This window comes from Brachybacterium sp. HMSC06H03 (genome assembly GCF_001807385.1).
In the GTDB taxonomy this organism is placed as follows: domain Bacteria; phylum Actinomycetota; class Actinomycetes; order Actinomycetales; family Dermabacteraceae; genus Brachybacterium; species Brachybacterium conglomeratum.
This window is the reverse complement of sequence record NZ_KV788649.1, coordinates 1-13091: the sequence shown is the minus strand read 5'-3', so window position 1 is coordinate 13091 and position 13091 is coordinate 1. Positions and strand designations below refer to the sequence as shown.

Annotated in this window: 12 protein-coding genes and 1 pseudogene; 4 read left to right on the top strand and 9 right to left on the bottom strand. The window is 69.7% G+C overall.

The genetic code is table 11. The annotated features are described in order from the left end of the window. Together HMPREF3159_RS01370 and HMPREF3159_RS01365 are read left to right on the top strand one after the other, a co-directional pair. On the top strand, positions 1-924 hold a 924-nt coding region (locus HMPREF3159_RS01370), incomplete at its 5' end, for an ATP-binding cassette domain-containing protein (protein WP_141748020.1). Beyond that, the gene (locus HMPREF3159_RS01365) at positions 921-2030 is read left to right on the top strand and encodes a sensor histidine kinase (protein ID WP_070499276.1); all 1110 of its coding nucleotides are present in this window, start codon (positions 921-923) and stop codon (positions 2028-2030) included. The genes HMPREF3159_RS01370 and HMPREF3159_RS01365, both read left to right, overlap by 4 nt. On the opposite strand, the gene HMPREF3159_RS01360 is transcribed toward HMPREF3159_RS01365, so the two are convergent. The 3 genes and pseudogenes from HMPREF3159_RS01360 to HMPREF3159_RS17760 form a co-directional block, all read right to left on the bottom strand. After that, positions 2023-5583 (bottom strand): NACHT domain-containing protein, encoded by a 3561-nt coding sequence (locus tag HMPREF3159_RS01360; RefSeq protein ID WP_070499274.1) that lies wholly within the window; start codon positions 5581-5583, stop codon positions 2023-2025. The genes HMPREF3159_RS01365 and HMPREF3159_RS01360 overlap by 8 nt on opposite strands. A gap of 7 nt (positions 5584-5590) precedes the next feature. Next, a complete protein-coding gene (locus HMPREF3159_RS01355; RefSeq protein ID WP_070499272.1) occupies positions 5591-6214 on the bottom strand; it encodes a response regulator transcription factor in 624 nt (207 codons plus the stop codon). A gap of 63 nt (positions 6215-6277) precedes the next feature. Continuing rightward, a pseudogene (locus HMPREF3159_RS17760) lies at positions 6278-6453 on the bottom strand (zinc finger domain-containing protein); the annotation flags it as partial. A gap of 186 nt (positions 6454-6639) precedes the next feature. Between HMPREF3159_RS17760 and HMPREF3159_RS01350 the strand changes: the two are divergent. Both HMPREF3159_RS01350 and HMPREF3159_RS16925 read left to right on the top strand, forming a co-directional pair. Next, positions 6640-7623, top strand: a complete 984-nt coding sequence (locus HMPREF3159_RS01350; protein WP_070499270.1) for an Abi family protein — start codon at positions 6640-6642, stop codon at positions 7621-7623. Between the two features lie 161 nt (positions 7624-7784). Then, the gene (locus tag HMPREF3159_RS16925; protein WP_141748019.1) at positions 7785-9116 is read left to right on the top strand and encodes a hypothetical protein; all 1332 of its coding nucleotides are present in this window, start codon (positions 7785-7787) and stop codon (positions 9114-9116) included. A gap of 444 nt (positions 9117-9560) precedes the next feature. Here HMPREF3159_RS16925 and mutM read toward each other — a convergent pair whose 3' ends face one another. The 6 genes from mutM to HMPREF3159_RS01320 all read right to left on the bottom strand — a co-directional run. Beyond that, positions 9561-10499, bottom strand: a complete 939-nt coding sequence (gene mutM, locus HMPREF3159_RS01345) for a bifunctional DNA-formamidopyrimidine glycosylase/DNA-(apurinic or apyrimidinic site) lyase (protein WP_070499269.1) — start codon at positions 10497-10499, stop codon at positions 9561-9563. A gap of 4 nt (positions 10500-10503) precedes the next feature. Beyond that, a complete protein-coding gene (gene rnc / locus HMPREF3159_RS01340; protein ID WP_010552233.1) occupies positions 10504-11256 on the bottom strand; it encodes a ribonuclease III in 753 nt (250 codons plus the stop codon). After that, the gene (locus tag HMPREF3159_RS01335; RefSeq protein ID WP_070499267.1) at positions 11256-11843 is read right to left on the bottom strand and encodes a YceD family protein; all 588 of its coding nucleotides are present in this window, start codon (positions 11841-11843) and stop codon (positions 11256-11258) included. Before HMPREF3159_RS01335 ends, rnc begins: the two co-directional genes overlap by 1 nt. 4 nt (positions 11844-11847) lie before the next feature. Further along, positions 11848-12339: a pantetheine-phosphate adenylyltransferase gene (gene coaD, locus HMPREF3159_RS01330; protein ID WP_070499265.1), complete on the bottom strand. Its 492-nt coding sequence runs from the start codon at positions 12337-12339 to the stop codon at positions 11848-11850. 31 nt (positions 12340-12370) lie between these two features. After that, positions 12371-12751 (bottom strand): DUF3224 domain-containing protein, encoded by a 381-nt coding sequence (locus HMPREF3159_RS01325; RefSeq protein WP_070499263.1) that lies wholly within the window; start codon positions 12749-12751, stop codon positions 12371-12373. Then, positions 12748-13091, bottom strand: a 344-nt coding sequence (locus HMPREF3159_RS01320; protein WP_141748018.1) for a helix-turn-helix domain-containing protein, incomplete at its 5' end; no start/stop codon positions are given. The genes HMPREF3159_RS01320 and HMPREF3159_RS01325, both read right to left, overlap by 4 nt.

Here is a 13091-nt window from a genome sequence, read left to right as displayed (position 1 = left end):
CCCGCCGCGCTCGCGGCCGCCGCGGTGCCCGCGAGCATGCTCCTCGCGGTGACCGGATCGCTGCTGGCGGCGGGCGCCGCCTGGACCGCCGGGGACCTCTCCGCCGGGCAGATCGGGATCCTGCTCCTGCTGCCCCTGTCCTCCTTCGAGGCGGCGACCGCCCTGCCCGCCGCGGCGACCCAGCACGCCCGCTCCCGCGCCGCCGCTGAGCGCCTCGACGCCCTGATCGGCGAGGGCGGTGAGGTCGACGGCTCCGCCCCGGTCCCCGCCGAGCGTCCCGCCACGGCGACCCTGACCGCCCGCGACCTCACCGCCGGCTGGAGCGCCGAGGCCCCGTGCGTCCGCGGCCTCGACCTCGACCTCTCCCCCGGCTCCCGCCTCGCGGTCGTCGGCCCCTCCGGCAGCGGGAAGTCGACCCTGCTGGCGACCCTCGCCGGACTCCTCGCCCCGCTGGGCGGCGAGGTGAGCACCGACGCCGCCTCCCTGCGCGAAGCGGTGACGATGTTCGCCGAGGACGGGCATGTCTTCGCGACCACGCTGCGGGAGAACCTCCGCGTCGTCCGCGGCGACCTGACGGATGAGGAGGCCCTCGCGGCGCTCGCCGCCGTCGGCCTCGACGACTGGCTCGCGACCCTCCCCCACGGGCTCGAGACGATGCTCGGCCCGGACGGGACCACGGTCTCCGGCGGCGAGCGGCGTCGCCTGCTGCTGGCCCGCGCCGTGGTGCGACGCGGACCGGTGCTGCTGCTGGACGAGCCGACCGAGCACCTGGACACCGCGCGCGGCGACGCGCTGCTCGCGGCGCTGCTCACCCCCGGCGACGAGTCCCTCGTCCCGGCCTCGTCCACGGTCGTCGTCGTCACCCATCGCCCCGAGGCGGTCCCCGCCGACACGCCCGTCCTCAGGATCGGAGAGCCCCGATGAGAGACCGCCCCCGCATCCAGGACCTCGCCGGCGCCGTCCTCGCCGGCGGGGAGACCGAGGACCTGCTGGACCTGATGCTCCGCTCGGCCCGCACGGATCTCGGCGCCCGCAGCGCCGTGCTGGTGATGCCCCTGGACCGCGAGGCGTGGACGATCGAGATGGTCGACGGGCCCGACGCCCCCGCCCTGCTCGGCGAGCAGGTGCCCGCCGCGCATCCGATCGGCGTCGCGCTCGAGCAGGCCGACGCCGATGCGCTCGAGCGGATCGAGACCTTCGCCCTCGGCGAGGAGAGCTGCCGCGTGATGCTCGCCGTGATCGATGCGGCCGAGCACGGCACCGGGCTGCTCGGGGTGCTGCGCCCGGAGGGCTGCGAGGAGTTCAGCGCCGCGGACCGGGAGCGGCTCGACGCGCTCGCGGGGCTCGTCGGCCTCACCCTGCGCGTGCCGACCCTGCAGGCCGACTCCGAGATCGACGACGAGCGCGGACGGATCGCGCGCGATCTTCACGACCTCGCGATCCAGGAGCTGTTCGCGGTGGGGATGGAGCTCGAGGGGCTGGTGGACTCCCTCGGCTCCCCGGACGTGACCCCGTCGAAGGCGCGGATCCGCTCCTCGGTCGCGGCCTCCGTGCAGGGGGTCGAGAACGCGGTCGCGCAGATCCGGCTGATCGTGCAGTCCCTGCGCCGGGAGCGGGCGGAGGCGACGCTCACCGAGCAGCTGCGCCGCGAGGTGGGGCTCGCGACCGCCGGCCTCGGCTTCGTGCCCTCGCTGCGCCTGCCCCCGCATCCCGCGGAGATGGATGCGGAGCTGCCGCCGGAGATCGCCGACGACGTGGTCGCGGTGGTGCGGGAGTGCCTCGCCAACGCCGCCCGTCACGCGCATGCCAGCGCCGTCGCGGTCTCCGTGAGCGTGTTCTCCGAGGGAGTGGACCGGGTGGTGCAGGTGAACGTCTCGGACAACGGCCGCGGGATCGACCCGACGGTGCGGCGCCGCTCGGGGCTCGCGAACATGTCCTCGCGGGCCCGGCGCCATTCGGGCTGGGTGGACGCGATCACCCTCGAGCCCGGCACGATGATCTCCTGGCGGGTGACGCTGCCGACTACGTGACGGCGTCTGCCCCGTGGAGCATCGCCGTCCACTGCGACACCGTCGTGAGCTGACGGAGAACCCGCGCTGGGCGCTTGGCACCCCATGAGCCGTTGGTCTCTTCGATGCGGAGCAGTAGTTGTTGCGCGATCGCGGCGCGCTCGTCTGCCGTTATCTCCAGGTCGAGGAGCGCCTCGGCCACGCGAGCGAGGTCACCGACCGTACCCTGTGTCAGGGCCTTCTGCATCGTCGCCGCGGCACGTCGCCGCTCGTCCTCAGTCGGGTTCAGCCGTCGTAGGGTTGCTGCGAGGTTCGCGGCTCGCCCCGGGAGGGCGTCGATGAGGAGCCGCTGAAGCGCTGCCACGGCCCCACGTCGGTCCTCGTCAGTGGGCTCGAGCCGCTCGAAAGTGACGACGAGATGGTCAACAAGCTCCACGTCGGAGGTGCGCGGGATCGCAGAGACGATCAGCCCCCGCGCCTGTTCGCGATCTTCAGGCGTCGCACCGATTCGGACGAGCGCGCTGAGGAGCTTTCCGACGGACTTCGGACTTGCCCCGTTCGAGGCGTCGAGGAGTTGACTCGCCGCAGTTCGACGCTCTTCGGCCGTGGGCTCCAGGCGCAATAGCGCCTCGATCAGGAGCCCACCGAACCTCGACGGCGACGTCGCGAGCCGCTCGAGCACAGTCTGCGCGGCGGCACGACGCCGCGCCTCTGACGCGTCCAGCGTGACGAGCGCACCCACGAGACCGACGACCCTCTTCGGCTTCGCGCCACTGAGCAGGTCGACGATCCGCGCGGACACGTCCTCGGGGACGGGGACCTCTGGATCGAGCCTCACGAGAGCGCCGACGAGCAATGCAGCGGTCGACGGCTCGGCATCGGGCAGCGCGGCACGAATCACGTCGGGGAGCCCTCGCCTTTCCTCCGGCTGCGGGTCAAGGCTCAAGAGCGCATCCACCTGGCGGTACAGCTTCGTCGGATCGTTCGTGCGGTCGCATGCCGCGCGGAGACTCCGGACAGCCTCCCGGCGTTCGTCGCACGTCAGGTCAAGCGCATGAAGGGCGTCGAGCAGTCGTTTCCTTTCCTTCCCGGTGACGCAAAGGGAGAGGTTGGTCAAACCGACGGTGCCCTCATCCCTTGGCCCGTAGAGGATTCGCTCCCGCGCGGCGCGACGGTCCTCTACGGCAAGACCAAGCCTCAAGAGCACCCCGGCCAGTGCCCCAGCGTCCCTCGGGAGCGCCTCGCCGGCGAAGACGGAGAGGATCCTTTCAGAGGCGTCCCTGCGCTCTTTCGGCGACGGTCCGAGCTGCATGAGCGCATCGACGACCCGTGCGGTCTCCGCCGCCCGACCCGAGGAGATCCTCTGCATGAGGCACTGGACCGCCTCATCACGTTCGTTACCTGTCGTCGCCCAGCGCGCAATGGCACGGCAGTGCTCCGCAAGTCGTCGGGGCTCCGCCGTGGGGAGGCTGGAAAGCAGAGCGGTAACGATACTCCCGTCGAGATTCGGCCAGTGCCCCGAGCGCAGTACGCGCGCGGTGTCGCGGAGGCACCGGGCGACACGCAGCCCCTCGAGTCTTCGCCGCTCCGGCTCCGACCAGTCTTCGGGACAGGAATCCGCGGCAACCTCGAGCCACATCGCACCGAGCTGCTCATCCGACTCCCGGATCAAAGGTGTTTTAGTTGAGAACCGGGTCTCCTCGTGAAGCCTTCTCGCGACTTCATTGCGCTCGGGGTGGAGGGCGAGTGCGCGAGGCACGGCAACCTCCCAGTCCGGGTCGTACCAGAGGTGCGGCAGCAGGACATCGACGGTCGCTGCCGCATCGAGGCATGCGATGCGCGTGGCGACAAGATGCTCGAGCACGGTCCGGTGTCGGAAGGTCCGCGCGGTGCGACCGCCTCCGTCGCGCCTCAGTGGGGCGACGTTGTCGAGCGCCCGAAGCAGCTCGGGCGAGGGCACACCGGGCGTCGCCGGGGTGAACGCCTCACCCCAATCGCCCAGCCCTGCGCGGTCCTCAGCGTCCCGGACCGCGTCCCACGCCCAGTCGGCGAGCACCCGCTTCGCCTCGGCGATCTGGTCGTCGCCCGGACGGGTTGCGCTGCTCCAGTCCCCGACCAGGAGGCTCTCGATAACCGTGTCATAAAGTTCGTGGCCCGTCCGAGGGAGCGGGGAGTCTAGCGGCGCCTCCTCGGCATGGACGCAGAAGAAGCCAAGCATTAGAGGGATGCCGGCGCTGTCACGCAGCCCCGAGTCCGCCTCGAGGTGCCCTATGAGCGCCTCGGCCCGCTCCGGGTCCCCAGCGAACCAAGTTCGGATGAACGGGATGGTGTCCGTGTCCCAGGTGAGGGGCCGAAGAGTCGCAAGGCCCTTGGTGCGACGGCGTGTCAAGGGCTTGGTTCCCCACGCCGAGGGCCGGCTGGTGACGACCGTGCGCCAGTCGGCAATACCCTCGATATCACGCAAGAGCAGGTCGGCCCCGTCCCCCTTCTCGGCCTCGTCGAGGGAGTCCACGACTACGAGCACCCTGCGTGACTCGCCAAGCAGTCGCTGCAGGCGCTCCTCGAGTTCGACACTGCCGAGGTCACCATTCCCAGGACTAGCGAAAGACGCTGCGAGGAGCCGCGAGCGGATGCTGCCGTTCGCGGGCTGACTCCGCACCGTCTCCCAGGTCGTCAGGATGGGGATCTCGACGTCCTGAGGGCGGGAGCCATTGCGAAGGGCGTCGCGCGCGGCATGCGCGGCGTCCCGGACGATCCTGTGCGCCAGCCATGACTTGCCGGCTCCCGGCCCGCCGAGGACAACCAGGTGCTCGTACCGCGCCAGCGCCTGCCCGACAGACAGGACGCCGTCGCCTTCCTCCGCGCTCGCCACATTCAGCGCGCGCTCGATCTGCGAGGGATGCCGGACGCGTCCGTGGAGCGGCATGATCCCGGTTTCGAGGTCCCATACCTGCAGACGCTGCTCAAGATAGCGTTGCAGGTCCTCCGCGTCCGCCTCCCTGGTCCGAGCGGCCGCGAGATTACGCAGGAGCCTGAGCACCTCTTCATCCCGCTCGGCCGCTCGCTCGTACCGCTCGGCCTGGGCCTTGAGCGCGTCGGCGAGCACGGGGAGGATCTCCCCCTCGACGCGGTGCTCCTGACGGACCAGCGTCGTGACGACCGCATGCACAGCGCCTCGCGCCACCACATGCACGCCGTCGAGCTCGCTCCCCTGAGCACAACCCCAACCGTGGTCGTGGCCGCGCACCTCATTGATGATGCTCTCAGAAATCCGCTCGACGTCGAAAGAGCACCGGCGCAGCACGTGGACTTGCAGCCCGTGCCGGGCGATCGCGAACATCGCTATCTCAATGCCCTGCTCGAGATACTCGGAGAGCCCTTCGGATTCAGCCCAATTGGTCAGATCCTCGGTCACTGCTCGCCGTAAGCGCTTCGTCGAGGAGCGCGCGTCGAGGGCCTCGCCGATGTACGGAACGGCAGCGGCGAAGGTGGTCACGTCGAGCGGAACCCCGCTCGCGGCGGCGATCGCCGCCGCGCCGAGCGTCTCGGCGAGCCGTCTGCCGGTCCCGGTCAATAGACAGTCACCTCCAGCCCGCCCGACGACGGGCGGCGACCATCGCCGCGACCTGGGTGCGGCGCTGCATGCCGAGGGTCTGCAGGATGACGGTGACGCGGTTCTTCACGGTCTTCTCCGCGATGCCGAGCGCGTCGGCGATCTCGCGGTTGGAGTGCCCGTCGCCGATCAGCTCGACGATCCGCTGATCGGACTCGGACAGCTCCGGGCCGTCCTCGACGTGATCGGCGGGCCAGACGGGACGGCCGGCGTGCACGGCCTGGATCGCCTCGATGATCTCCTGGGAGCGGGCGGACTTCAGCATCAGGCCGGCGGCGCCCGCGGCGCGCGACTCGCGCAGCGCCGCGTCGTCGTCGAAGCTGGTCAGCACCAGCATCCTCTGCTCGGGGTCGAGCTCGCGGGCGACCTTCATGACGTCGATGCCGGTGCCGTCGGGCAGCTGGAGGTCGACCAGCAGCACCTGGGGCCGGATGGCGGGCAGGCGCCGGGTCGCCTCGGCGACGGAGGACGCCTCGCCGATCACGGTGAGGGCGGGGCTCGCGTCGATCGCGGTGACGATGCCGCGGCGGACCACCTCGTGGTCGTCGACGAGCATCACGCGGATCGGGCCGTCCTGCTGGGTCGCTGTCACGTGGCGTCCTTCCTCATCTCGGCGGGCACGTCGAAATCTATCGCACCGGGGACGACGCGGGTCTCAGCGTCCCCGCTGGCATCGCGGGCAGAAGTGCGAGGAGCGGTTCGCGTGCATCACGTGCCGCATCACGGTGCCGCAGCGCGGGCACGGCTCCCCCTCCTTGCCGTAGGCGTTGAGGCTGCGGGCGAAGTACCCCGACTCGCCACCATTGACACGTTTATGTACAGCGCATTGAATCGCCAGTCGACTCGTCATCCAATCGGCACTCAACTCGTGCTCAGGTCCCGGCGCGTCCGACCGCCGCAGATCTGGCGGCCGTCCACAGACTACTGAGCCTCGCATCCGCTACGTGCTACCCTTGCACCATCATGATCAGCCCGTTGCCGCAAGGCGCGGGCTGATTTTCTTTCCTGGGGAGGGTCATGGCCGAGTACGGGAAGCCGTGGCTGTCCGTCGACGAACAGATCGATCGACTGACGAGGCACGGAGTCGAGATCGAAGACCACGCCCGGGCCGCATCGGTCCTGCAGGCGGTCGGCTACTACCGCCTCGCTGGGTACCTCTACCCGTTCCGTGAGTCCGAGGTTTACATCGACGAGGGTCGCGTGCGGGTCCGCGTGCTCAGCGACTACAGGGCCGGCACAACGTTGCGGCACGCCGAGGACCTCATCGACTTCGACCGACGCCTGCGCTTGCTCGTCATGGACGGCGTCGAGCGCATCGAAGTGGCCGTTCGAATGCGGATCGGCTACGTGCTCGGCCGAAGGTCCCCCTTCGCCTACGAGGACCCGTCCTGCTTCACCGAGGCCTTCACCGCAGAGAGCACCGACGCGCGGGATCCAGCGCCGAGCAAGCACGTGCAATGGCTTCGTCGCGTCAACGAGAGGAAGAACCGCTCGGACGAGCAGTTCGTCGAGCACTTCCGGGAGAAGTACGACGATCGGATGCCGGTCTGGGCGCTCACCGAGATCCTCGAGCTGGGTCACCTCTCAGTCCTCTATCGGGGGATGAACCAGCAGGACGCCGAGGAAATCGCCCTGGCGTTCGGGGTCCCGACGAAGAGCATCATGAGCAGCTGGTTGGCCAGCCTGAACTACGTTCGCAACGTCGCGGCGCACCACTCCCGCCTATTCAACAGAAACCTCCAGCACGCACCGGCTCGCCCCAAGGTCGGGCAGGTCCCCATCCTCGACCACCTGCGTGATGAGGAGACGGCTAAAGGTGTCTTCGGCACCTACAACGCCCTCGCCGTGATCGCATATCTTCTGCCAACTATCGACCCCCGCTCTGACTGGGCCCAACAGCTGGCCGCGCTGCTGCGGAGGTTCCCGAACGCGCACGTCCTGACGGTCGAGTCGATGGGCGTGCCACGCGATTGGGAGTCGTTCGAGCTGTGGCGAGGCTGACACCTGCAACCTGATCGGCCCGAACTCGCAATCTGGGAGCTGACACGTGGATGCCCCGCCCGCAAATCCTGCATTTGAGTGCCGCCGCACCTAGCCGCCTCTCCTAGGACGCCGCCCCAGGGATCTTCTACTTGTCGGAGGGTGCTGGTAGGCAAGACGGCATGGACTCCGAACCGGCACATCGCAAGCCACCCAACTTCCAGAAGCCCCTCGTCGGCCGCCGTCCAGAGGACCGCACAATCGGCAAGAAGGTACACGCGACGCACCGTACCCATCAGGTGAAGATTCGCGGTCTCATCATGGACCTCCCTGGCGCAGAGGAACCTGTCGAGGTCTGTGTGAACGACCAGGCCGACTGGGAGTTGATATATAAGAACCCTGCGGTCCACGTGAAATGCATCGTCTCTTCGTGCGACACGCTGCTCACGGCGAAGCGGATGAGCGCAAGCGGGCTTCGCTTCCTCGCCGTCCGTTCCGGAGGGTGTGACCACAACCTGGTAGAGATGCCGGTAAACCCTGGCGAGATAGCACAAGACCCCGCCACGCTCGACGGGGGAGGCGGGCCAGAGGGAGTCGAGCACCTGTGGATCAAGGGCCGCTTGTACAGGATCGCGAAAAAGCTGGGCGCAGAGGCCGTGGTCGAGCACTCCCCCACCCACGGCGACGTCTTCCTCCCGGAGCACGACCTCGTCCTTGAGTATCAGCGATGGAACACAGACTTCGCCACCCGAACGCTGCAGCGAACAACGGCCGGTGCAGCGAGGACTATCTGGCTGTTCCCGGCAAAACTTCCCGAGCGAGCCCCCAAGTCTCTGAGCGCAGCAGTCCGCAAGGAGGTCTTTCAGAACGGCGGCATCTACGTTGCGGTACTCAATCCGAGAGACAACTACGCACCCCAGAGACCGTGGGAAGATCCCTCGCAAGAGCGCAACGCTCTCCTCTTCGCGCGGGGATCGATCGCGGAGTTCGACCCTGACCGCCAAGCGCTGATCTACAAGTCCCGTTCGTTGGCGGCGATCCTCGCCGAAATTCTCAGCGGCGAACGAGTGTTGCAGCAGGCCCCCGTTTGGAAGAAAAAGTTCCGACGTTTGGAGATGGCGCGAGTCTGGGTGTTGCGAAGCGACCTTGAGTTGTCAAGCACTGCCCAGTCGCGACGGCGTGCCATCTCAGCACCAGCATCAAGCAATCACACAGCATCTGAGCATTCCGACGAACCGCGTCCTGAGCAGGCGTTCCGTCCTGAAGTCGAACTGGCTACGGGACTGGACACCCCTCAATCGCACTCTGACGCGGCACCTTCAGTGACTGCGGCCGACCGCTCGCCTCTCACGGAAGAGCAGGCAAAGATCGACGCCGAGCCGATCGTTGTTTCCACCGTCGAGGCCGCTCAGTCAGCATCCCCGCAGACAGCCGATCAAGATATGACGACCGAACGACCAGCATCGGCCAGGCCCCTTTGGAAGAAGTTCGTGGACTGGCTACGCCAGGCATGATTGAGCATACGTCACACCCACCACCTATAGCGTCGGATCATTGCAGCACCCGGGCTCCACAACTGAGCACTCGCGTAAAGGTTATCCAGACCGTGACCCGATCGGAGCTTGCCGCGTTACGCACTCGGCTACTCGCAGTGGAACCGGTCGTCCAATGTTCGCCGCGCAAACCGTTTATCAACTCCGGGAGGCGTCGAGCCTGCTGCTAGCCGGCGTTCATCGGACACTTGCTGCAGGTTCGCGGACGGACGGCTCCCCAAGCTCCCGACCGCGGAGGGAAGTCCCAGCCAGCTTGGAACGCCTGCTCGGCGGTCAGCAGCTCCGTAGTGCCGCAGCCCTCGCACGAGTGCAGGAAGGACTCTGACGACTCGTTCACGATCATTGCAATCCTGTGCATCGGGGCTGTTCTCTGGGAATTACACCGGCGGGCCGACAGGAGCGCGACTATCGCCTCCGCTGGCAGCGCGGGCAGAAGTGGCTCGAGCGATTCGTGAAGGCGACGCGGCGGATCGGGGAGCCGCAGCGCGGGCACGGCTTGCCCTCCTTGCCATACGCGTTCAAGCTCCGCGCGAAGTACCCGCTGCGCCCGTCGACGTTCACGTACAGCGCGTCGAAGCTCGTCCCTCCCACCTCAAGCGCCCGCTCCATCACGTCGCGGGCGGCGCGCAGCAGCGCCGGCGCCTGCCGGGGGCCGAGCGCCGTGCCCGGGGTGTCGTACCGGATCCGTGCCGCCCACAGCGCCTCGTCGGCGTAGATGTTCCCGATCCCGGAGACGATCTCCTGGTTCAGCAGCAGCGACTTCACGGCGCTACGGCGGGAGCGCAGCGCCCGGGCGATCCCGGACAGGTCCGCGGCCGGATCCAGCAGATCACGGGCGATGTGCGAGGCGTCCTCCGGCAGCAGGGCGTCGGGGCTGCCCACGCCGGCGAGGGCCCCGCCCTCCGCCTCAAGGAGCGGACTCGTCCACAGCCCGCCGAAGATCCGCTGGTCGACGAAGTCGAGCCGCGCCCCGTCGTCCAGGTGCAGGCTGACGCGGCGGTGCCGCATCGGGTCGGAGGCCGGGCCCTCGGACAGCTCCACCGACGGCGCGGCCGTCGCGCCGGGCGTGCTCATCCGCAGCTGTCCGCTCATGCCGAGGTGCGCCATCAGTGCTTCCCCGGCCTCGGCCCCGCCCGGCTCCGCGAGGCGCCACCACAAGAACTTTCCGCGCCGCACCACGGCGGTGAGCCGGGAGCCGACGAGGGCCGCGCGCAGGCGGTCCTCTCCCCCGGCCTGTCGGCGCAGGGAGCGGGGCTCGAGCACCTCGAGCGCGGTGATCGTGCGGCCGACGGTGCGGGGCTCGAGGCCGCGCCGCACCACCTCGACCTCGGGCAGCTCGGGCACCGGCTCAGCCCCTGGGGATGAGGGACTCGCCGCGCTCGGCGAGGACGCCGCGCACCGCGTTCTGGGCGGCGGCGAGCTCGGCGTCCTTCTTCGAGGCGCCGTCGCCGCGGGCGGTGACGACCCCTTCGACGGTGACGGTCGCGGTGAAGGTCTTCTGGTGCTCGAGGCCCGACTCCGTGAGCGCGTAGACCACGTCCTTGCCCTCCGCGGCGGCGATCTCCTGCAGGCGGGACTTGAAGTCGTAGCCCGCCTCGAGGAACTCGTCGGAGTCGAGCATCGGACTGAGCAGGTCCAGCACGAAGCGACGCGAGACGTCCTGGCCGAGCGCGAGGTGGACCGCGCCGATCACGGCCTCGGTGGTGTCGGCGAGGATCGAGGCCTTGGCACGGCCGCCGGTGAGGTCCTCCCCGCGGCCCAGGCGCACGTAGGCGCCGAGGTCGAGGCGGGAGGCGATCACGGCGAGCGCCCGGGTGGAGACGGTCGCGGCGCGGCGCCGGGCCAGGTCGCCCTCGGGCAGCGTGGGGTGGGCGGCGTAGAGGTGCTCGGTGACGGCGAGCTGCAGCACGGCATCGCCCAGGAACTCGAGCCGCTCGTTGTGCGGGAGGCCGTCATGCTCGTAGGAGTAGGAGCGGTGCGTGAGCGCGAGATCGAGCAGCCCGGAGTCCGTGAGGTCCGCGGCCTGCCCGGCGTCCAGCGGCAGCGTGTCCAGCAGGCCCTGCGGGGCGGCGGCCTCGGCCGCGCGGCGCCTGCGCGCCATCAGGCCTTCCCGTCCTGCGCGTCGTCGTCCTTCGGGTCCTCGTCGAACAGGCCCTTCAGCGCGGCGAAGCGCTCGTCGATGACCTCGTGGTGGTGGTCGGGGTCGTCCTCCATGCGGAAGCCGCACTGGGCGCACAGGCCCGGGCAGTCCTCGCGGCACAGGGGCCGCTCGTCGGCCTCCATCGCGAGGGCATCGCGCACCACGGGGCCCAGGCGCACCTCGTCGTCGACGAGCAGGACGGAGTCCTCGCGCTCCTCGGCCTTGACCTTCTCGGGGTAGAGGAACAGCTCGTCGAAGCGGGTGGCGATGTCCTGGTCGACGGGGTCGAGGCAGCGCGAGCACTCGCCCTCGAGGTGCGCGGTGACGGTGCCGTGGGCGTAGATGCCCTCGACCACGGATTCGAGCTCGAGCTCGATCGCGATGGGCTCGCCCTCGGAGACCTGCATAGCGAGGCCGCCGGCCTCGCGGGCCGGGGCGGGGACGGTGTGCTCGACGCGGCGGTGCGTGCCGGTGCGGCCGACGAGGTCGACGGCGTCGAAGCGCAGGGCGTCGTCGAGCGGCGAGGTGGGAATGGCGTCGGTGGTCATCTGCTCAGCGTAGGTCAGAGGCGGTGCGCAGCGCCTCCAGCGAGGCGGCGGGGAGCATGTCGGAGACGTCACCGCCGAGGGCGTGCACCTCGCGGACGAGGGAGGAGGAGATGTGGGCGAGGGACTGGTCGGTGAGGAGGAAGACGGTGTCGGTCCCGGCGAGGTGGTGGTTCATCCGCGCCATCGGCTCCTCGTAGGAGAGGTCGAGCTGGGAGCGCAGACCGCGCACGACCGCGTCCGCTCCGACCTCGCGGCAGAAGTCGACGAGCAGGCCGCGGGGCAGGGTGCGCACCTCGGCCTGCTCGGCGAGGCCCTCGTCGGCGAGCGCGGCGCGGATCGCTGCGGTGCGCTGCTCGAGGTCCAGCAGCCCCTTCTTGGAGGGGTTGTGGGAGACGGCGACGATCACGTGGTGGCCGAGGGCCGTCGCGCGCCGTGTGAGGTCGAGGTGGCCCAGGGTGAAGGGGTCGAAGGAGCCGGGCAGGACGACGGTGGTCATGGCCGTCACTCTAGTGCGGGCTGGGAGCGGCTCAGCCCAGCGTGAAACGCACCTCGTGGCGGCCGTCGTCGTGGATCTCGCCGATCTCGAGGGTGCCGGTGGTGCCGGCGAGGTCACCGGTGCCGGAGCCGGGGACAATCACGTACTGCAGGGCGGGCGCCCCGTCCATCATGGTGCCGAGCTGCTGGAGGGCGAGGGTGCCGCTGCGTCCGCCGAGGCTGCCCTCGAAGAGCTCGCTGGCGATGTAACCGGCGCTGCCGGTCTCGGGGTCGCCGGCGGTGAGCATGGTGCCGCGGGAGGTGCCCTCGGCCCCGCCGGTCCAGGTCTTGGTCAGGGAGAAGCGGTCGGCGGCGCCGTCGATCGGGGCGCCCGGGGCCATCTGCACGGTGAAGGAGGCGGTGTGGCTGGTCATGGCTCCAGTATGTCGCCGCCGGCGCGGCGGGCGTAGGACGAAGGCGTCATGCCCGTCACCGCGCGGACGTCGCGGATGAAGTGGGACTGATCGAACCAGCCGAGGTCGTGGGCGAGGTCCGGGAGGGGGCGGGAATCGCCGCGGTCGATCGCGGCGATCGCGTCCTGCACGCGGGCGCGCAGCAGGATCCGCTTGGGGCCGACGCCGAGGTGGTGGCGGAAGAGGCGCTGGAGGGTGCGAGCAGAGCGGGCGGTGCGCCGCTCGAGCTCCGCGACGGAGGTGACTGCCGGGTCGGCCAGGACGTCCAGCACCCCGCGGAGATCCTCGAAGCCCGGGGCGT